The following is a 20441-nucleotide window of genomic DNA, read 5'->3' as shown; positions in this document are numbered from 1 at the left end:
CATGATCGAGGATCTTCTGGAAAACAATCTGGAATGGGCTGAAACCAAGACGCGGAATGATCCGGACTTCTTCCAGCGGCTCTCCCGCCAGCAACATCCCGATTATCTCTGGATTGGCTGTTCGGACAGCCGCGTTCCGGCGAACGATATTGTCGGCCTCGATCCAGGCGAGCTTTTCGTCCACCGCAATGTCGCCAATCTGGCGCCTGCTCAAGATGCGAATTTTCTCTCGGTCCTGCAGTTTGCGGTCGAGTATCTGAAAGTGAAACACGTCATTGTCTGCGGGCATTATGGCTGCGGTGGGATCGCTGCAGCCATGTCCGGGGATCGTCATGGGCTGTTCGATCACTGGCTGCAACCGATCCGCGACGTTTCCGACGAGATGGCACCTCATCTGTTGCGCATTAACGACCCGTCGAAACGGCTGGATGCCTTATGCGTGGCCAATGTCGCCGCACAGGTACGATCTGTCGCATGCAATCCGATCGTGCATGACGCGTGGTCTGCCGGGCAAGATCTGGCGATTCATGGCTGGATCTATGGCATCGGTAACGGTTTGATCCGCAATCTTGGCACCACGGTCCGTAATCGGCACCAGGTCTCACGGCAGTTTCCCGACCGGTTGTCGGTCTGGCTGGGAGCCGAAGCGCACGAATGCAGCGCCGCCTGCCGTCATGCGAGTTCGAACTAGGTTTCCCTTCCACCGCCACTATCTTTTCCGTTGATGTTGATCACCGTGACCGGTTCAAGGCGACCCGGCAAATCGCGCTAGAGGAATGGCGGGACCCGGCCGCCTGAAACCCGCCTGTGCTGGAAAACCGAGGCCACTCAGTTTTCGTCTGACAGCACCCGGCTGGGGGCGAAATAGTACGCTAGCGAAAACTCAGCCCGTCTGCGAAGGTACAAGACGGCAAAGGTGTTGAAAATGAACGTATGGCGACCTCAACAGAACATTCAGTTCAAGGCGCTTGGGCTTGTATGGCGTGACGCCTGCTTACTCGCGAGCGAGATTTATCAGGACGATGGGAGTGTCAAAGGTGTCAGACCGCTTGGCGGCAGGCTGGAATTCGGTGAAACATGGCATGATGCCCTTCTGAGGGAGTTTGAAGAAGAACTCCAAGTACGGGTAGAAGTTGTTGGAAAACCTTTGTTTTTAGAAAACATCTATTCGCACCAAGGTATGGTTGGTCATGAAATAGTGGTTCTTTCTGACGTTCTCTTTCCTGACACTGCATATCACCAACAAGACGTCATAGAGTATTTGGACGACAACGGGGAAAGATGCCGTGCGCGGTGGTTTAACCCTGAAAATTTGGACTGTGGTGGTCTGGAACTTTACCCACATGGTTTGAAAAGAGCGCTTGCCGAGAGACGCCGAAATTTTTGAACGCTCTCAACTGAGACCGCTTCGCTTTCGTCTGACAGCACCCTGTGTTATGGCCTGTTAACCATAACTTAAGGTTTGGGCGCCGGCGCCGACGACTGTCCGTCCGCCGCTTCTCCAGGCTTGAGGGGGGGCTGAAGCGGATGAATCTCGACGCTGTGTTTTCAACACGGATGCAGATTGACGGCGAGATTCCTTTGGTTCTGGCCGGGCCAATTCTGCGGCGGGTTACGAAGTCAAGTGTATCTGTCTGGATTGCCCTGCGGCAGGAAGCGTCTGTTCATCTGAAGATTTATGGTCCCAATTACGGTATTTCTCTTTTCGAAGGTGTGCGAAAGACGATCAGATTAGGAAGCCATCTTCATGTCGTTGTCGTCACCGCCAGACTGGCTGACTCGCCCGGGGCGCAGAACGACCCGCTGAAGCCCGGGATTACCTATTACTACGATCTCGAATTCATTGGTGACGGTCTCGACGGTGATACCTCGTTGCAATGGAAAGGCGTTCTTCATCACAAGGATGCGCCAACTGATTTAGAGAAACTGGTCTATCCCGGGCATAGCTTGCCCAGTTTTGAGTTGCCGGCGAAAAACCGGGACAAATTGCGAATCGTGCACGGATCTTGCCGTAAACCGCATGGCGGTGGAATCGATGCGCTTGCCTTACTGGACGGGTTTATCGGCGAAAGCCTCAAGTCTGGCAATAGTCGGCCACGGCCGCAGCAACTCTATCTGACGGGCGATCAAATCTATGCCGACGATGTGGCAGATTTGATGTTGCAAGCGGCGACTGACATTGGCGACACGCTAACGGGTCACAATGAAAATCTGCCCGCCTTACAGGATGGGCGAACAGAAGGACGTGACATCAAACCCGGCGAACGAAAAGACATCATACTTGACAAAAAATCCGGTTTCGGCGCGGCGATGACGTCCGACGACAGCCGCAGTCATTTGTTCACTGAAGCCGAGTTCTACGCAATGTATTTGCTGGCCTGGTCGAATGTCGTTTGGGCCGGGAAAGACGTCACCTCATCCATATATTCGAGTACACCCAGCGGTCCCTATTATGGCTTCGGAGCGAACCTGACGGAAAATCAGGACAAGCTACAAGTTTTCTTCAAGGGTTTGGCCTCAGTGCGGCGGGCTCTGGCTAATATCCCCGTCTATATGATTTTCGATGATCACGAGATCTCGGATGACTGGTTTCTTGACGGGCTTTGGGGCAAGCGCGCCCTTAAATCCAAACTTGGCCGGCGGATTCTTCGCAATGGACTCACAGCCTATGCCGTATTTCAAGCGTGGGGTAATGATCCCGATCAATTCGAACCCGACCAAAAGGGCGGCAAATTTCTGAAGGACCTGGATAGTTGGGACAGGAAAGAAGGTACCGCCAAAACAACGCGCATTGAGCTGGCGTTAGGAATACCAGCGCCGGGCAGCTTTTCCGGATATGGGCAGATAAAAAAAACCTCCAGCGCGATCGATTGGCATTACACCGTCGATTGGGATGGGGGGCAGGCGGTTGTGCTCGATACGCGCACGCAGCGCTATTATCACGAGCCACGTTCGCCAAGCGAACTGATCTCCGAGGCCGCTGTTTCGGAACAGCTTAAAGCCGCCTCGTCTTCAAAGCCTTACACACTCGCTATTGTACCCTCGCCTATTCTAGGTCACGAGATCACCGAATTTGTGCAATACACGACAACCGCCGCCGAGAGTTGGTGGGATTTGGGCAAGAGTCTGGTGCTTGGAGAAGACCGGGAGTCTTCGAATTACACGCAAGACTACGAGACATGGTCGGCCTCTTCTCAAGCCGTTGGCCGGATACTGTCCGGCCTGCGGCCTTTTCGCGAAGTCATCTGTTTGTCGGGCGATGTGCATTATTCTTTTAGTGGTCGTCTTCAAATGGCGCCTCTTTGGCACAGCGGTGTTCAGGATGCCGCGACAATCGCCAGTCTGACGTCTTCATCGCTTCACAATCAGTCTGGCGGGACGATGATCAATCATCATCTGGGATATGGTGGAATTCTCTATGAGGCGACGAAATTCATCAAACAGATTCCGCCATTTACACATGACATTCTTGATCTGAAAGCTCTTGAGGGAGCGACCTATGTGCTCTGCATCGACACCGACGGAGCCGAAAAAAAGTACACAAAATACAATACCTTAAGCTACACAATCGGCATAATTCAGTTGTCTTTTAAATTCTACGACTGGATGTGGGGCGCGGACAAAGCCGAGTCCGGATCGTATATTTGCCGATCTGTATATTTCGAACAGGATGGTGGCGTTGCCGCGTTTTACAATTTGGATGGTCAACTGAGTTCAAATCAGCAAGCTTCTGAAAAAACAATGGAAATGGTCGGCAAGGCGCTCGACACGATTTCGGTCGTGTTTAAGAATACGCCAGATCATTGGAACGATTTTTCCGACCGTCTCTCGAGAGCGATGACAACGGCTAGTTTTGGCCGCGAGGCGCTTTACGCTTTGATCGGTGGCCTGCAAGTTGTTGGGCGATCCAATATCGGCGAAGTCCATTTTAGCCAAGGATCGGTCATACACGACGTTCACTGGCAAGGATTTTACGACGACCAACGCAGAACTCGCCTGAAAATCCACTGTGCTCCGGTGTCTTCGAGTGGATTGCGGCCATGACCAAAGCCAGAGCCAAGGAGGCAGCAAAGCGTGAAATAAGGCGTCTGGTTGATCCTCTCGTGGCCGCCGCCGAGAGTGAATACCGTTTTCGAGAGTTGATGGCCGTGCTAGGCTGGCACCTCGCAGGCATTCCCGAGATTACCGATATTAAGGCGGCAATCAGCGCGGCAATCGAACTCCTTGAACTGGCACTTGACTCCGAACCACCGGAAAATCTCAAGGCTTTTGTTGATCAGATCAAGGACATCGGCAATGGCTTCAAAGGTATCAGCAAGCTCGACCTGTCCGGGGTCGCAGAGGTGGATCTATCGGATCTCCCTGCGGACATTGCCGAAATCTTGCTGGTTCAATACCTAATAAAGTACCGGCCAATATTGTGGCAGTTTCTTCAACTGCCCGGAATCACTGTCGACAAGGCCGATGCGGTCGTCACTCCAGGACAAGGAACGCCTGGCCAAGGCATTTTCCGGGCCGAACACCGCAGGGCGCGGCTGAAATTCAAGCAGATCGGCGACCTGCTGAGCAATCCCGAAGCCTGTTTTGCAAATGAATACCCCGGCGATGCCGCAGCTAAGGCGGAGAAGGTATTTCCGCGCATCCAGGCCCTGTTGACTGCGTTGAATGTGCCTTCGCTTTACGGTTTGCCGGACGGAATTGAATCAATCCTGGATAATGACGAAGCGAAGGAGATGGCATCGCGTTCGTTGAGTTTCCGATTGCCTCCAACCGATGCGCTGGGAAATGAAACGACGCTTGGCGCAGTCGCTCAACTTATTGACAGTGACAGCGGCGTTGCGTTGGCCCTCCTGCCATTTGGTGCGGCTCCCTACGCTTTCAATATTGGCCAATGGCAGATTGACGGGACAGTCAGCGGAATCACGGGTGGATTTGCCATCGATGCATCAGGCGTCACATTCGCTGATATTTCAGAAGAAAATGCTTTCTCCGCCAAGGTTTCCGCCAAGCGGAGAAATGATGATGATGAACCCATCGTCCGTATCGGTGGCGAGGCCGGTACGCGGCTCGAAATCGGCTCGTTTGAAGCGCGCGGAAACCTGAATATTGCCGGGAAGGATGCTGATTGGGGCATTTTGGCCCGTGCGGATGACAGCCTATTTGCCCTGAGCGCGGGTGATGGCGACGGGTTTATCCGGAAGATATTTCCGGATTTCGAGCTGGAAATCCCGTTTGATCTCGGCATTGGCTATGACAGCAAGCGCGGGATTTATCTTGAAGGAGGTGCCGATCTCGAAGCCGACATCACCGTCAATCTGAACCTGCTTGATACGATTTCGGTGCATACCGCTCATTTGGGTTTGACGACCGAACCCGGCGGCCAGCTGGGATTGAGTAGCGCGATCTCGGCGCGAGTCGATCTGGGCGCCATAAAAATGTCGATCGAGAAGATCGGTCTGATGGCGGACATTGAGTTTCCTGTAGGAGGCGGAAATCTCGGCCCTGCAGATATCGCTCTGAAATTCAAACCCCCCACGGGTGGATCACTCAGCGTTGAGGCTGAGATGGTGTCCGGGGGCGGTTATCTGTCCCACGACGTCAAGCTCGGCCGCTATGCCGGAATTCTCAATCTCGAGGCGCCGCAAATCTCGATTACGGCTGTCGGGCTGATCACGATCAAGGATCCTGATGGTTATTCACTGCTGATCCTCGCCTCGGGCGAGTTTCCGCCGATTCAGCTGGGGTTCGGATTTACCTTGTCGGGACTTGGCGGGCTGTTAGGTTTGAACCGGACAATGGCGGCGGAAGAATTGCGCAGCCGGGTGAAATCAGGTGCCGTGGATTCTATTCTATTTCCAGAGGATCCGCTTAAAAATCCTGCCAAACTCATCAGCGATCTCGCCGCCATCTTCCCGCCAGCCGAACGCCGCTTCCTAATTGGCCCGATGCTGATTATCAATTTTGGCACGCCGGCGATTGTAAGCGCTGAGATTGGCGTTTTTGTAGAGCTTCCAAAGCCCATACGCCTCGCAATTCTTGGCCAGATATCGCTGACATTACCCAATGAAGAAGCGCCGGTCGTCCTACTCCGGCTGGACGTTGCCGGCATTCTGGATTTTGAGCGGAAAGAAGCCTCGATCGATGCAACGCTTTTTGACTCCCACATTGCCGGGTTTCCCGTCACCGGCGACATGGCGATGCGGCTCCGGTGGGGCGAGGATCCGGTCTTCATCATGTCCGCAGGCGGGTTTCACCCGGCTTTTGCGCCGCCACCGGGCTTTCCGGCGCTCAACCGGATGGCCATCAGCCTGACAAAGAACAAACCCAATCCACGACTGCGAGTGGAGAGTTATTTCGCCATCACTTCAAATACTGTGCAGTTCGGCGCCGCGCTCGATGCCTATGCTGAAAAAGACACAAAATTCGGCCTGTTCTCCGTCGAAGCCTATTTCAGCTTCGATACACTGATTCAGCTCAAACCGTTCGGCGTCATTGTTGATCTTGCGGCAGGCGCAGCACTCAAAAAGAACGGCAAATCTGTTCTGTCCGTGAGTTTCCGGTTGACTGTGACGGGGCCAGGCCCGTGGACGGCAAAAGGCCATGTAAGTTTCAAATTCGTCGTCAAATTCAAAATTCCGATTGATGTCTCTGTCGGGAAATCGGCGGGCAATGTTCCCGTCATTGCTGCAGACCCCGGCCCGGAATTACGCGCCGCGCTGGCCGCAGATGAGAATTGGTCTTTTGGTTCGCCGATTTCCAACAGTTCAGGCGTTATGTTGCGGGCACCGAAGTCAGGTCAGAAACGGGCACATCCGGCGTCGGCGCTATCGGTTCGACAACGCGTCCTGCCGTTGGACGAACATATCGTCCGGATAGGCAATGCTGAGTTAAAAAGCCCGAAATCTTTCGAGATTTCCGGTATCGATGTTGACGGTAAACCCGTTACGCCTGCGCGGCTCAGCGATCATTTTGCCGCAGCCCAATATCTTAATCTGAGCGACGCAGAAAAACTGTCCGCACCCCAATTCCAGCTGATGTCCAGCGGCGCCAGTGTCGAACCCGACGGCTTCGCCATGGGTGATGGCGTGGAGATCGACCAGCTTGTGGAACGAAAAGTTGTCGACAAGCCGAAACTGCAATTCATCTTCCTGAATGACCTGCCCTTTGCACAACGTCCGGCAGTTCTCTCGAAGCTCTCGGCGTATTCCGCGGCGGCGATTTCATCAAACCGCTTCTTCTCGGAAGACGAAATAATCCCGATGATAGAGATCACGGAACAGGCGTATGCCATTGTCGACGGAATCTCGCTTCAGGGGATGGAGGCCGGCAGCTATTTCAAAGCCGTTTATGAAAGTAATGCAGCCCGGGTTGTTCCAATGGCGGAGGTGCAAAACCAATGACCGCCGCAAAACAGACATTTATTCCTTGGCTCCGGACGGGTAGTTCTGCTCTCGCCCCGTCCGCGGGAAAGCTGATACCGGACAAAGCCTTTGCAACATTGAATGTTTCCATGACGGTTTCCAATGCCGGCGACCCCGTCATGAAAACAATTGCGGTCATGGGCCCCGGGAATGTGACGGGAATCCAGACCAATCAGATATTACGAATGGACCCGCCAGACGGTGCCAGCGATTTCGAACCGTCCAACATGTGCAGCATCGAATTCGACGATCCCGCACTGCCTTGGATGTTTTCGCCTGGAGGCGCGAAAGCCGGTCGGCTTTTGCCCTGGATGACGCTGGTCGTCGTCGAGCAGGGGCCTTCGGCTGTGTTTCAACCCGGCGATACGCAGTCCAAAGCGTCATTGGAGGTATCCGGTGATGCAGTGGCCGAACTTCCCGATCTCACGGAATCTTGGGCTTGGGCGCATGCTCAGGCGGACGGACCACTTTCCGTTGCCGCTGACATTCTGAAAAGCAAGCCAACGCAGAATCTGTCGCGCTTGCTATCGCCGCGGCGACTTATGCCGCACAAAAAATATCACGCCATCGTCACGCCCGTCTTTCGCGTCGGCATAGAGGCCTATTTCAATCCGGAAGGTGATGCGGCAGATACTGAAGATGCCTCTCTGGCTTGGTCGCAGAATGACAGTTCCATCCTGCTGCCAGCTTATATTCATTGGGAATTTAAAACGGGCGAGGCCGGCTCGTTCGAAACGCTTGTTTCAAAGCTTCAAGCCCGCCCACCACTGCCGCAGCTGGGTCAGCGGGCCATGGACGTTCGTGATCCGGGAGGCGGGCTCCAGCCTGTTACGACCGCGGCAGACCGGAAGGGTGGCGCGATTCTCGACCTTGAAGGTGCTCTGAAGCCCAGCGGGAAAACCCGCCAGGTTTGGCCGAAGGCGGTACGCCTATCGTTTCGGCGTCAATTCAAGAAAATTGCCGAGAATCCCTCGGAAGGGAAAATCGGTCCGCCAGTTTATGGCGCTCGCCCATCTCGCGTTTTAAAAGTCGACCAAGCCGCGCCGAAGTGGATGCATCAACTTAATCTTGACCCGAGAGACCGCGCGGCAGCGGGACTGGGGGCGAAAATTGTTCAGAAAAACCAAGAATCCATTATGGCGGAAGCTTGGCGCCAGATTGGTGAGGTCGAAAAGGCCAATCAACTGATCCGCCAGACACATTTTGCCGCCGCTGTATCCGGACGAATATTCGAACGAACCCTCAATGCGAGGTCAAATGCTGCTGTGCTTCAATTCGCCGGGGCTGTAGCCGGGCGGGTTGAGGTTGAGTCCGGTAAGACTTTGGCGGCCGAGATACGGTACAGCGCGACACCTGACGCGGTGCTGTCGCTTCATTTCAAAAAACTGACCCGCGGCCGTGGCCCGTTGAGCCGGACCGGCGCCCGGATGGATAGCTCTTATCTGTATCAAGCCGCGAACCGCTTTCAAAAATCGGTTTCGGGCGAGATGGTTCAATCAGATGGCATCAGCCTCCAAGCGGCCGCCCAGGCCTATGGCACGGGATCCCGTGCTTCAGGACGCCAGCGCAACAAGACGGGTGGTATTGAGCAAGCGATTTCGCCCGCCAGCTATCGGGCCATGCAAAGTGCCGATGCGACCGTCGCAGCGGAATCGCAACAAAAAACGCTCAGAATTGGAAATGCGGTCAGGAAGCTGAAAACAACATTGAATCCAAGAAGGACACTCGGGGCGGCAATCGAACAGAAAGTGCGTTTGGCCGGCCCAGTGACAAAGCAGAATCTATTTGTTCCCGTTTTGGCGTCGCCGGAGTTTTCTCAACCCGTTGCGGCATTGGTGGCCGATCAGTTTCCCGACATCATCCTTCCTGGGCTTGAGCATGTGCAACAACACAGCCTGTGTGCACTCGAGACCAATAACCGGTTTATCGCCGCGCTGTTTGTCGGCCTGAATCATGAATTAATGCGTGAGCTGCGCTGGCGCGGATACCCAACCGACGAAAGAGGTACCGGCTTCCATCATTTCTGGCCACGCCCAGAAACTCACGCAAAGCCGGATATTGCACCCATACACGAATGGAAACCAACGCAGCGATTAGGGGCCCAACTGGGCCGGTCAAATTCGATCATTCTGATCATGCGATCTCCACTCCTTTGGCGGTTTCCCTCGACCGTGATCACTGCGGTGCCAGCCATCCCGGCCAAGGGCAAACCCCAAGACAGGTGGCCATCCTCCAATCCGGAGGACGAAATTGTTCCACTCTTTTCCGGTCGGTTGCCGCCGGATATCCTGTATTTCGCTTTCGACCTCACTGCTGACGATGCCGCCTCGGGCGGACCAGATTCATTGGGATGGTATTTTTCCATCCAGGAACATTTGTCGGCCCCCAGATTTGGCTTAGACGAAGTGGCCTCTCAGACCATCAAATCACACCGCGATCTGGCCTGGTCGGATCTCATGTCGCCTGGCGGCTTCAATTTGCCTGCATTTGTCGATGCTGCAGAGGCACCTGCTGCTTTTGCCAAACTCGAAACTGCCGGCGCCGCCGGTAATTGGGGGCAAACCTCAGCGCATTTGGCGGCGATGCTGCGAAAACCGCCGCTTCGTGTCGAAATCCACGCAGACGATTTGTTGCCCTAATGCCAAACCGCAAAGACCAAATCCGCAACGTAATCCGTTCCGAGCGCTTCGCCGCAAGAAGGATGCAGCCGCAAGGGGCAGCGCGGGCGATTAGTCCCGAACAAATGGCCGAACGTCTGAACATCGCTCGGCGAAGCGAAGGTGAATTCAGCTTCAAAGCCGTTGAGGGGCTGGATCAAAGAATTCGCGCGGTTCGCGGTATTGGGACCGTTCGCGGCGAAAGAGTTGATCGCACGGAAGTGGATCTCGGCAAAGTGGATGCCGTTGTGCACGAAAATTTCTTGTTGGAAATGGGCTGGAAAGCTCTCACCGACGATTTGCCCCTGGTATTGTTGCCGATCAGGCTGGAAACACGATTTCGTAGATCCGGTCAGAACAAGACCGAATTGCTGATCCGAATCTATCCGGACGACATCCATGTGCAGGACCATCAAGTTGGTTTGAGCAAGGATGAATACGCGCTCGCCGAAGTGTTCTGGCGGGATTTGTGGTGCGCTGGAAATGATGAAGACCGGCAAAGATTTGCCTGGGCAGAGCTCGTGCAAGCGCTGGATGCGCCAAGAGCGCTATATGTGAAGCAACTCACAACACCAATAAATGCCGATTTGGCGCCCTCACTGCCGACCGCGCCAGACAGCGAATTAACAGTTCAGCCTGAATTGCCTTCGCTGCAGCTGGCGGAATCGCGCTGGCGAACAGCGGCTAAGGCCGCTGCAATGCCTGAAAGGTGGATTGCAGTAGGATATGGGAAGGGAGGTGAGCGATTGCCGCCAGCCTTTGGACGCGTCATTCCCGACAGTCTCGCCGTTGGCCCGGACCCGGAAGCCGATGATACAAATGCTGACGAGCCGGATGCGTCTGCTGTTTTTGACAACGGGATGAAATGGCTTACCGATTTTGACGTCGCTGAGGCAGTTGGGATGGCGATCCGGTTGCCGGTCAATGAGAAGTATTTAGCCGACGGGCTTGAGCGCCTTTTTGTTTTTGGCGTCGCCACCGATCTGTCACCTCAGGAAAGCGTGGACGAACTCAGCCGGCTGCTGGAATCGCATAAATTTTCGACAGGCGTCCGATTTGCCGAACGAGGCGAGCCGACCAACAATACTGGGGAGAATTTGCGCAAATCGCGGGCAGCCATGGCACGGGATGAATTCGCCGTTGCCTGCCAGCCTGCTCCCGTTCAGCGGGGAGACGGATCCGATGCCGACCTTCTGGCAAAGGCTCTGGGCCTGCCAACGTCCCTTCTAGGCGATGTCATCGGGGCCAAGGACAATAGCGAGAAACGCACCCAGGACATGATGACGGTTCTTTGGCCAGCAGGTTTTGGCGGTTTTCTCTCGCAACAGCTCGAGTTGGACAAGACCGGCTCTATCGTGTCGGCGGTTAAGGAGTTTGCATTTGAGAATGTGCGGCCAGGCGGTCCATTTGCGCCCCTGATTATCGGTCAACAACCTTATGGATTTCTGCCGGTCTCGATTGTCGATGTGCACAACGACCTTTCAGATTCCGCTGATGTGCGCGTGTCGAGTGTGGTCGAGATGCTGCGGCCAATGTGGACAAAAGCTGCAGACAAGGAGGCAAAAGCCCAGCCCGATGTCTGGAGCAAGCTCTCGAAATCTGCGGTTACGCGCGCATGGTATCGCCGATTCAGCACACATATCGATAAGGGCTTGGACGGAGATCACCCTTCGATCGGTTCCGCGCTCGTCCGCGCGCTGATTCAAAACCAGGCAAATGCATTGTCGGCGCTTGGAATTTCCAAAGACTCTGTATTGGCAGAGCGACTATTTTATTTGGCGGCCGAGAGGGTCGCTCTGCCGTTAATGCCAGAAGACACATCCGAGATTTCAGCTTGGTTGAAGGTCAATGCGCTCGATGCCATTGGCACTGACGATACTCCCGGCAGCTTGTTCGAGATTTTTGTGCAGTTGGGTCAATTCATGTTGGCTGGCTCTGCTATCGCCGCGGCTATCGGAACAGCCCGTGTGCCGGATATTGATGTGAATGCATCACGGCAGTCACTCCAGTCAGCGCTGAGGGGCCAATCAACTCCTGCGCAAATTGCAGAAATATTTGGCCGCAATGCCGCGAGCCGGCGTTTCGTTGCAACCTCCAGCCAATGGGAGCGACGCCGCTATCTTCCTCAGGAATCAGAACTTCAGCAATTTCGAGATAGCCTTCGCCGCCTCTGCAAAATTCCCGCAGATGAACTGGAGCGTGTGTTTTGTGAAACGCTCGATCTTGGTGTCCACAGGCTTGATGCTTGGTCTACGGCATTGGCGACAAAACGCCTTAAATCGCAACGCGCTAATCAACCGAGTGGCTTGCATATAGGCGGTTATGGTTGGCTGGAGAATCTGAAGCCGGCAGATACGGCCAATTCAGGTTATGCCAATCCCAACACGCCAAAGACTCCGCCAGGCAATGCCGGCTTTATCCATGCCCCATCGATCAATCAGGCGAAAACCGCAGCGATCCTGATGTCAGCCCAGCGCAGCAATCCGGATGCGCGGTTCGATATCGATCTGTCATCAGGCCGCGTACGTAAAGCCTTGCATCTCCTGGACGGAATTCGCCAAGGACAAACTTTACAGGCTTTGCTCGGCTATCAGTTCGAGCGGCAATTGCAGGCCCTGCCGGACAAATCGCTGATGGCGTATCTTCCCGCTTTGCGGGACGCTTATTCTACGCGTCAGGACGCGCCCAAGGAAACACGCATCAGCCATGTCGTCGATGGCGAAGCCCTAATCGAGAATCGCGACAAGATATCCTGGGGCAAAGACGGTCTCCCACCCGCCGGATCGTCCGAAAGTCAGGCGATCACAAGCTTGATCGATGAGATTGCGCAGTCATTGGATGCCGTTGCCGATCTGACGGTCGCCGAGGGTGTGCACCAGGTCCAATCCGGCAATTTTGATCGTGCGGCGGCAGCACTGAACACAGTGGCACGTGGCGAAACCCCGCTTCCAGAAATGGACGTGATTTCCACCCGCCGACGCGGCACGGTGATAACGCAGAAAGTGGGCATTGTACTCCAAAACCAAAAGCTGCCGGAGGGATGGAGCGCGAAGCCGTGGCATGTTCGTTCTGTCGCCGAACCGAGGCTCAATGCGTGGGTTGGAAATCTTATTGGCGACCCTGCTCATTTTACCTGCCAGACCCATTGGCGGTCCAAAGACAATTTGCGGATCGATGGCACCAAGCGATTGATCCGGCTGACAGAGCTCGAATTGTGTCCTTTGGACGTTGTTGCCATGTCCCTGCCGGAAAGCCGGCCCGAATTCGAGGATCGGATTGCGGCGCTTGTGGGACAGTCGCCTCAACCGGATTGTACGCTTGAAATTCAATTCTCTAAGTCCGGTCAGGCCAATAGTTTTGCCGACTTGATCAAGTTAGGTGCTGACATTTGGCGTTGCCTCAGTGCCGGCCGGCCGATGACGTCCCGGGATCTGGATATTGCCGATATGGCGTCGGTAAACAGTGTAGATGCCGGCGAACTGGCCCAGCGTTACGCCAGACTGGAAACCCAGTATCAAAGAGCAATGGATTTGCTATCCAGCGAGGCGTCTGACGAAAACGCCAAATTAGATGCGTTGCGGACTCTGTCTGGTTTTGGTCTGACGGAGGCGCATGAAGCGCTAGCCAGGAAAGTCGATTTGCAAGCGGTCATTTCTGCCGCGGGGTCGATGAATTGGGCAAAACCTAAACCAAAGCCGGATGCGATGGCCGACGCATTAAAGTCGGGATTTGGCGGCGCCTTTCCAATACTGCCATTGGTTTCACTTGATTCCGGTCAGCAATCCGCACTTCAGCCTTCTCTAGGCGCGAATTTGGCCGCACCAGACATGTCCCAAAACACAAAGATTGCTGAAAGTCATGCAGTTACAAGCTGGTTGCCCAAGATCCGCCAAGCGCGCGAACCCATGGATTATCTGGCCGCAGCGATCGATGCGGCCGAAATCGTCAATTATCATGAATTGGACGGAATTTGGCATATCATCCAATACCCCTTTGAGCCAAATCAGAGATGGATTGGCTTGTCGGCAAAGGGATTGCCGCCAACGACCAGTCTCTTGCTGCATTCATTTGACCCACTTGATTTGTCCGAACCGATAGCAGGTGTGTTGATCGATGAATGGTCATCCGCTTTGCCTGCAGACGACCAGGTTACGGGTGCAGCCTTCCATTTTGATGCGCCCGACGCGGTCGCGCCGCAAGCTGTCCTGCTTGCGGTAACGCCCAAAGACCGGGACGAATGGAGCACAGCGTTGCTGGAGGCGATCCTCAACGAAACCTATGAATCAATCCGTACCCGCAGCGTAGGTTTGGATAAAATTTTGAAAGAAAACAATGGATTGAACGGGTTGTTGCCGGCGATTTACTTGCCGATTGACGAGGAGGTCAGAGAGGGAGCGCTTGGTCCTGATGCGCTGGATGGAAAGGATGCGCCATGAGTGACAGCTGGATTGATAGCGTCCATTTGGAGCCAGCGCGCGCAGATGATCAATACGATGATGCGCTTCGCGCCCGTCTTGCTGATCCGCTTTGGCTGCTGGCACGGCAACACCAATTCGGCGAGTTTGCCGGAAATGATGCGGGCATGCCGGTTATGGCGGAAGTCCGCAGCTCGGTTGGTGAGATATCACATGTTAGAATGCAATCGCTCGACTATCGGCCAGTCGAAGCCGGAGCGGCACTCGAAGCGCGCGTTGAAGGCGATGCAATATCGGATTTGTTTTCGCGCCTGAAGTTTTCGGCCCAAGCCGGACTGCAGTTCCTCCGCACATTGAAGTTTCACGGCGCCGGAAGATTGTGCTCGCAGGTCGTTCGCAAGTTTCCCTTTCAAGGTCCCCCCAACGACCAGCGTCATCGGCTGTCGCCAGATAGCCTTTCCTGGCTGGAGTTACATTCAGGTCGCGTTCCTGATGGCAATGAGCTGGAAGCGGTCTTGACGTCAGCTTTGAAAAGCAACGACTTGAAGGAAATTGTGTCAAAGCCCGGGAATTTGGCACAAGCGCTGAAGGATGCTGCAGAAGAATGGTTGCTTTGGATGAAGCAGATGCGGCCTTCGGTCGAAGAGAGCGCTTGGGTTCCAGACCGTCTGGAATATCGCTTTTCCATTGCAGGTCATCTCGACGGCAAGACACTGTCTTTGGAGGCTAATGAATACCATGGAGGCCGGATTGATTGGTGGCTATTTGACCGATCGGAGACGCCAGCTGATCTTGAGGGCAGCTCGACCACGCTCACAAAACGGGCACTGCCCGCGCCAATTGAATTTACCGGCATGCCGTCTCCGAGGTGGTGGGAAATTGAAGACAGCGAGGTCGATCTCGGTAGCGTTTACCCAGACCAAACAGACTTGGCACAGTTATTGGTGATCGAATTCGCTCTTGTTTTTGGCAATGATTATTTCATTCTGCCGATAGACGTCCCCGCCGGTCATCTTTGCCGAATGGAGTCGATTATCGTCACCGATAGTTTCGGGGAAAAATTCAAGATCGGACCATCAGGAAAAGCAAGTGATCAGGCGATTGCTTGCCGCATGTTCGAGATTGACGGGGATGAAGCCGACACTGGAAATTTGATTGTCATTCCCGACGTTCTAGCCGGCGCACCGGTTATCCGAAAAATCGAGGCAGCCCTCCTTGTCCGCGATGAGGACGCGAATCTGGTGTGGGGAATTGAGCAGAAAATTCCTGGTCTTGGCGTGGCCCTAATTGATCGCCACGAGGCCTGGTTGGCGAGACTCGAAAACTTGCCTGCCTCCGAGTCAAATGACCAAATCGCGCCGTTGAAGTACTCGCTAACGACCGATGTTGCGGATTTCTGGATACCATTTCAACGGATTAATAATGATCTGCTGCGCAGAACCCAACTGGGCGATCCAAATTCCGATGCATCCAGACCCTGGGGTCAATTGTTGGCGGCACATCTCGACCCGTTCAATATCCGGACCGCAGAGGTGCCTGCGGAGGGCCTTGAAATGACCCGCCGTGTGCGTTTCGCCTATGGAAGGGACGGCGTACCCTACGTGTGGGCAGCGCTGTCGAAGTCAGCTGGCATCGGACCGGCGAGCAGCGGCCTGTCTTTTGACCATGTCGATCTGAGTGCGGCAAATCAGAGTAAATCTGAATAACAGATGATATGAGCGCGAACCCGCGTAATGTCAGAGGAAACCGTCCGTTAGCGGATTGGTTGGTGTTGTCAGATTGAACGCCCCATTATCGGTTACCCGGTGAAATGCCGAACGGTGATCCGACATTGCGCAGGGGCGAGGCGTATGTTGCCCCGGATGGGTTGGCGGCGCTGATCGTCGATGACCGGATTTACCGGTTCGAAATCGAAGCGGATCTGGAAGCCCAGCCGATGCCCCGCCTGACCGGTGCCGGAGGCCAGGTCGCACCGGGCGGTACAACCGGTGGCATTCGCAGGCGCTGGACGCCAGTGAACTCCATCGCCACGCAATTGACGGTCGATGCTATCGATCAAAGCCTCTGGGGCGTGTTCGACGGGCGCAGCCTGCCCGGTTACGGAACTCCGGATAATTGGGCTGTGCTGGAAGGGGCCTATGCAGATCTTTCTGACAGCAGCGTTTCCATTGATGCGCAGGGCGCAATCTCCGGGTCGCTCCATGGATGCCTGGCAAGCGGTATTCCGACACCCTCGGATGACGCCGCACGCGGCCTGCTGATCGCGGAGCTTTCGCTGAGCAGCTGTGCTGCCGCTGGCGCCTATACGATCTTCCTAGTGGCGTCCGAGGGTAGAGACGTAACCCTGCTCATTGTCGGTGATCGTCACGCCTGGCAGACTACGCTGAGGTAGTTTTGCAGCGATTGCCGGTTCTATCATGAACCTGGCTTGGCATCTTGCCAGGCAGAAGCCGCTTCGCTTTAGTCTGAGAGACCCCAAAGCTTCGAAAGCCGCTTCATGATCCGTACGGTCATCGCAATTTTGTTTGCCAGCCTGTTGACCGCTTGTGCGCAATCTCGCGATCAACTGGCCCCGTTCGAGGCGCGCCTGGAGGCCCTGCTGACCGGAGAAGACGAGATGCTCCGGCCGGTGCCGGGTGCCGCTGTCGCCGTCTGGCGTGATGGGGAAATCATCTGGTCCCATGCTGTAGGTGCTGCTGTGTTCGGCGAGGATGGCATGACCGTGCAACGCCCGTTGACACCGCAATCGTCTTTGCGGGTTGCGTCCATATCCAAGCTGGTCACCGCGCTGACGGCCCTTCGACTGGCTGAAGACGGGCTCGTCGAATTGGACGCGGATGTTTCCGGCGTACTGGGATTTGATTTGCCGGTACAGCCTGGCGGCGCGCCGGTAACGCTGGGGGCCTTGTTGTCCCATACCAGCGGGATTTGCGATCCGGCGGTTTATTGGGCAGCGGCCGGAGACACCCTGCAAGCGCTTCTAACCGGGGATGCCACCTGCCCCTATCCGCCCGGTGAAGGCTGGCGTTATGCCAATATCAATTACGGGCTTGCCGCTCAGGTTATGGAGATCGCTGCGCAGGAGCGTTTCGACCGTCTGGCGGCCTCACATGTGCTGACCCCGATGGGGCTGGATGCCGGGTTCAACTGGTCAGGGGTTTCCCGGGTCACCCGCCAGAACGGCGCGACACTGCACCGCTGGTCTAACGGCGCCTGGGTGCCGCAAGTCGATGATCGAGACACCCTGTCGGAGACGCGCCCGGCGATCCTGCGCCGGGACGGCGAGGACGTTGCCGTTGATGCGCCGCAGAGCTTTGACAATGGCACGCTCTTTTCCCCGCAGGGCGGCTTGCGCGCCAGTGTGGAAGATCTGGCGATCCTTGTTTCGGCCTTCCTGCCAGGCGGCATGGGCGATGCGCTGGGTGAGCCGGTCTGGACAGGAGAGGAGGCCATGGGCGTCCGCGCCTATGGCCGTGGACCGCGCGTGCTTTTGCCCGGCCAGATTGCCAGCCATCCCGATTTGCGTTTCGTCGGTCATGCGGGCGAAGCCTATGGTCTTTATGGGGGTGCCTGGGCCCTCCCGGATCGTGGCGCCACGGTCGCTTTCTTCGTGACAGGCGTGGACCCGGAATCCGATCTTTCGCGAGATCCCGTATCCGGGTTCACGCGCTATGAGGCTGTGCTGATGTCGATTGCTCTGGATGCGCTGGATCGGTTCTCGTCCACTGGCGAGATGTGAATTTGCCGATCTGCCAGATTTTGTTTTGAGCGGCTACATTTGCCCTACCCTCAACTGACCGATAAGCAGCGTTGAGTCTCCGGGGTAATCGTCTCATGCTTCCTTGAAGCAGGGGATGATGATGCAAGCCGAGAGACTGCAGGGCCGCTCGATCCAGTTCTATCGCCGCCAGCATGTGAAACCTGATGGCCGGTCGCTCTATCTTTATGGCTATGACGAGCCTCGCGGTGATGCGGGAGCTGAGTTCCAGGATCCGGTTTCTTCGGCGTCGGAGATGCGCTTTCACCCCTTGCGTCAGGAATGGGCGCTTTATTCGCCGCATCGTCAGAACCGGACTTTCCAACCCTCCAGGGCGGCCAATCCGCTGGCGCCAGCGACACCCGGGGGTGCCATTACAGAAATACCGTTTCCGGACTTTGAGCTGGCAGTGTTCGGCAACCGCTTTCCCAGCCTGCATCCTGCCGCGCCGGCGCCGGTCGAAGTGCCGTGGGAAAACCGGTCAGCGGCAGGCGATGCGGAAGTTGTCGTCTATTCGCCTGACGATGCAGGCTCGCTTGCGACGATCGGGCAGGACCGGCGTGTGCTTCTGATTGAGGCTCTGATTGACCGCTATCAGCACCATTTCGCTGCCGGTGCTGCCTATGTCCTGCCCTTCGAAAACCGAGGCGAAGCTGTGGGAGTCACGCTCTCGCATCCGCACGGCCAGATTTATGCCTTCCCGATCGTTCCCGAACCGCAAGCCAAAGCAGAAGCCGCCTTTGCGGGCGGTTATGATCTGGAGGCTGAGCGCCAGAAATGGGCTGAAGATTTTGAGGTATCGGCAGCCGGCGGGTTGCGGTCCTACTGCCCGCCTTATGCGCGCTTTCCCCATGAGGTGTGGATTTCATCGGAAGCCCGGCGTGCGGGTCCCTGGGAGTTTTCATCAGACGAAGTCGAGGGATTGGCCAGCCTGTTGGGCGATACAGTCGCCCGATATGACCGCCTGTTTGACCAGCCCATGCCCTACATGATGAGCTTTCAGGCCGCCCCGCGCGAAAATGATGGAAGCTTCCAGTTTACTGTCCAATTCTATCCGATCATGCGCTCGGCGGGCCGGTTGAAATATCTTGCGAGCGTGGAACAGGCGACAGGTGTTTTCACTGTGGATGTCGACCCAAAAGCAGCGGCAAAGGCGCTGCGGGATATTTGATGGTCTCGCAAAGCTGGACACCGGGCCGGGTCAATCTGATCGGGGAATGGATCGACTTCAATGGCGGCACAGTGCTGCCTGCGGCATTGCCGCTGGGGGTTCAAATCCGCCTGTCTCAGGGTGAGGCGGGTCTGGATTGCGTGCAATCTGCACAGTTCGAAGGAAGCCAAACGTCTCCGATTGATGCTGCCCAAACCGGCAGCTGGGCTGACTATGTGTTTGGCGCGCTTCAAACTGCCCGCCGGCAGGGCTGGATCGAGGGAGGTCAGAGCGTGTCCCTCGACAGTCAGATACCAGCCGGGGCGGGTGTGTCCTCGTCGGCGGCCGTGACCGTTGGTGTGCTCAAGGCCGCAGCACCTGAAAGCACGGATTTGACGCAGATCGCGACATTGGCCCGGCAGGTCGAAAACGAGTTTATGGGCGTGCCATGCGGGATCATGGATCAGATGGCGGTTGCCCATTCCGGTGCGGGCGAGGCTATTGCGCTGGACACGAGAATGCTGGTCTTCGAGCCATTGCCTTTGCCAGATGGCTGGATTTTTGCCGTTATCCATTCCGGTGTCGAGCGCCAGTTGGCGGATGGCCGCTATAAAGCACGCCGTGATGCGTGTCTTGAGGCCGCGCGTTTGCTGGAGCTTGATTGGCTGTGTGATGCGGGTGATCTTTCCGGCCTGCCGTCCCGGCTTCATCCAATCGGACGCCATGTTGTCAACGAAAATCGGCGCGTCATCTCTGCGATTGAGGCGATGAAGGCAGGCGATGTTGAACACTTTGGTGCAGCCATGAATGAAAGCCATACCTCCTTGCGGGATGACTTTGCTGTCTCCACGCCTGAAATTGATGCGCTTGTCGATGCGGCAGTGGAGCTTGGAGCATTGGGCGCGCGCCTGACCGGGGCGGGCTTTGGTGGGTGTATTGTCGCGTTGTTGCAAAAAAACGACGCAGCAGGCTGGAGGGAAAGCCTGAGTGCAAAACACGCGGCTTCACGCTGGATTTGCGACGTTGAAGGCGGTTAGCGTG

Annotated in this window: 11 protein-coding genes; all 11 read left to right on the top strand. The window is 55.8% G+C overall.

Annotated features, from left to right (window positions below):
• Window position 1: 1 nt before the first annotated feature.
• The 11 genes from ACO079_RS08270 (at window position 2) to ACO079_RS08220 (ending at window position 20437) form a co-directional block, all read left to right on the top strand.
• Window positions 2-691 (top strand): carbonic anhydrase, encoded by a 690-nt coding sequence (locus ACO079_RS08270; protein ID WP_421789159.1) that lies wholly within the window; start codon window positions 2-4, stop codon window positions 689-691.
• A 234-nt stretch (window positions 692-925) separates the two neighbouring features.
• Window positions 926-1387, top strand: coding sequence for an NUDIX hydrolase (locus ACO079_RS08265; protein WP_421789157.1), 462 nt, complete (start codon window positions 926-928; stop codon window positions 1385-1387).
• 140 nt (window positions 1388-1527) lie between these two features.
• The gene (locus ACO079_RS08260) at window positions 1528-4044 is read left to right on the top strand and encodes a hypothetical protein (RefSeq protein WP_421789155.1); all 2517 of its coding nucleotides are present in this window, start codon (window positions 1528-1530) and stop codon (window positions 4042-4044) included.
• The gene (locus ACO079_RS08255) at window positions 4041-7400 is read left to right on the top strand and encodes a DUF6603 domain-containing protein (protein ID WP_421789153.1); all 3360 of its coding nucleotides are present in this window, start codon (window positions 4041-4043) and stop codon (window positions 7398-7400) included. The genes ACO079_RS08260 and ACO079_RS08255 overlap by 4 nt, the downstream gene beginning before the upstream one ends.
• A 140-nt stretch (window positions 7401-7540) precedes the next feature.
• A complete protein-coding gene (locus ACO079_RS08250) occupies window positions 7541-10060 on the top strand; it encodes a hypothetical protein (protein ID WP_421789151.1) in 2520 nt (839 codons plus the stop codon).
• 104 nt (window positions 10061-10164) lie between these two features.
• Window positions 10165-14514 carry a hypothetical protein gene (locus ACO079_RS08245; RefSeq protein ID WP_421789150.1) on the top strand — a complete coding sequence of 1450 codons (4350 nt, stop codon included), beginning with the start codon at window positions 10165-10167 and terminating at the stop codon, window positions 14512-14514.
• A gap of 200 nt (window positions 14515-14714) precedes the next feature.
• Window positions 14715-16199 (top strand): hypothetical protein, encoded by a 1485-nt coding sequence (locus tag ACO079_RS08240; protein WP_421789148.1) that lies wholly within the window; start codon window positions 14715-14717, stop codon window positions 16197-16199.
• 104 nt (window positions 16200-16303) lie between these two features.
• Window positions 16304-16885 carry a hypothetical protein gene (locus tag ACO079_RS08235; protein ID WP_421789147.1) on the top strand — a complete coding sequence of 194 codons (582 nt, stop codon included), beginning with the start codon at window positions 16304-16306 and terminating at the stop codon, window positions 16883-16885.
• Between the two features lie 105 nt (window positions 16886-16990).
• Window positions 16991-18232, top strand: coding sequence for a serine hydrolase domain-containing protein (locus tag ACO079_RS08230; protein ID WP_421789145.1), 1242 nt, complete (start codon window positions 16991-16993; stop codon window positions 18230-18232).
• 121 nt (window positions 18233-18353) lie between these two features.
• Window positions 18354-19421 carry a galactose-1-phosphate uridylyltransferase gene (locus tag ACO079_RS08225; protein ID WP_421789143.1) on the top strand — a complete coding sequence of 356 codons (1068 nt, stop codon included), beginning with the start codon at window positions 18354-18356 and terminating at the stop codon, window positions 19419-19421.
• On the top strand, window positions 19421-20437 hold the full coding sequence (locus ACO079_RS08220) for a galactokinase (RefSeq protein ID WP_421789141.1): 1017 nt from the start codon (window positions 19421-19423) through the stop codon (window positions 20435-20437). The genes ACO079_RS08225 and ACO079_RS08220 overlap by 1 nt, the downstream gene beginning before the upstream one ends.
• Window positions 20438-20441: the final 4 nt, after the last annotated feature.

Origin of the sequence: Hyphobacterium sp. (assembly GCF_965228115.1) — a bacterium.
Taxonomy (GTDB): domain Bacteria; phylum Pseudomonadota; class Alphaproteobacteria; order Caulobacterales; family Maricaulaceae; genus Hyphobacterium.
This window is presented reverse-complemented; position numbering and strand designations above follow the sequence as displayed.

Bases quoted from the DNA above. Each gene is read 5' to 3' on its own strand.
- ACO079_RS08255 (WP_421789153.1), top strand. From the start codon at position 4,041: ATGACCAAAGCCAGAGCCAAGGAGGCAGCAAAGCGTGAAATAAGGCGT.
- ACO079_RS08235 (WP_421789147.1), top strand. From the start codon at position 16,304: ATGCCGAACGGTGATCCGACATTGCGCAGGGGCGAGGCGTATGTTGCC.
- ACO079_RS08225 (WP_421789143.1), top strand. From the start codon at position 18,354: ATGCAAGCCGAGAGACTGCAGGGCCGCTCGATCCAGTTCTATCGCCGC.
- ACO079_RS08245 (WP_421789150.1), top strand. From the start codon at position 10,165: ATGGCCGAACGTCTGAACATCGCTCGGCGAAGCGAAGGTGAATTCAGC.
- ACO079_RS08270 (WP_421789159.1), top strand. From the start codon at position 2: ATGATCGAGGATCTTCTGGAAAACAATCTGGAATGGGCTGAAACCAAG.
- ACO079_RS08265 (WP_421789157.1), top strand. From the start codon at position 926: ATGAACGTATGGCGACCTCAACAGAACATTCAGTTCAAGGCGCTTGGG.
- ACO079_RS08260 (WP_421789155.1), top strand. From the start codon at position 1,528: ATGAATCTCGACGCTGTGTTTTCAACACGGATGCAGATTGACGGCGAG.
- ACO079_RS08230 (WP_421789145.1), top strand. From the start codon at position 16,991: ATGATCCGTACGGTCATCGCAATTTTGTTTGCCAGCCTGTTGACCGCT.
- ACO079_RS08250 (WP_421789151.1), top strand. From the start codon at position 7,541: ATGAAAACAATTGCGGTCATGGGCCCCGGGAATGTGACGGGAATCCAG.
- ACO079_RS08240 (WP_421789148.1), top strand. From the start codon at position 14,715: ATGCAATCGCTCGACTATCGGCCAGTCGAAGCCGGAGCGGCACTCGAA.
- ACO079_RS08220 (WP_421789141.1), top strand. From the start codon at position 19,421: ATGGTCTCGCAAAGCTGGACACCGGGCCGGGTCAATCTGATCGGGGAA.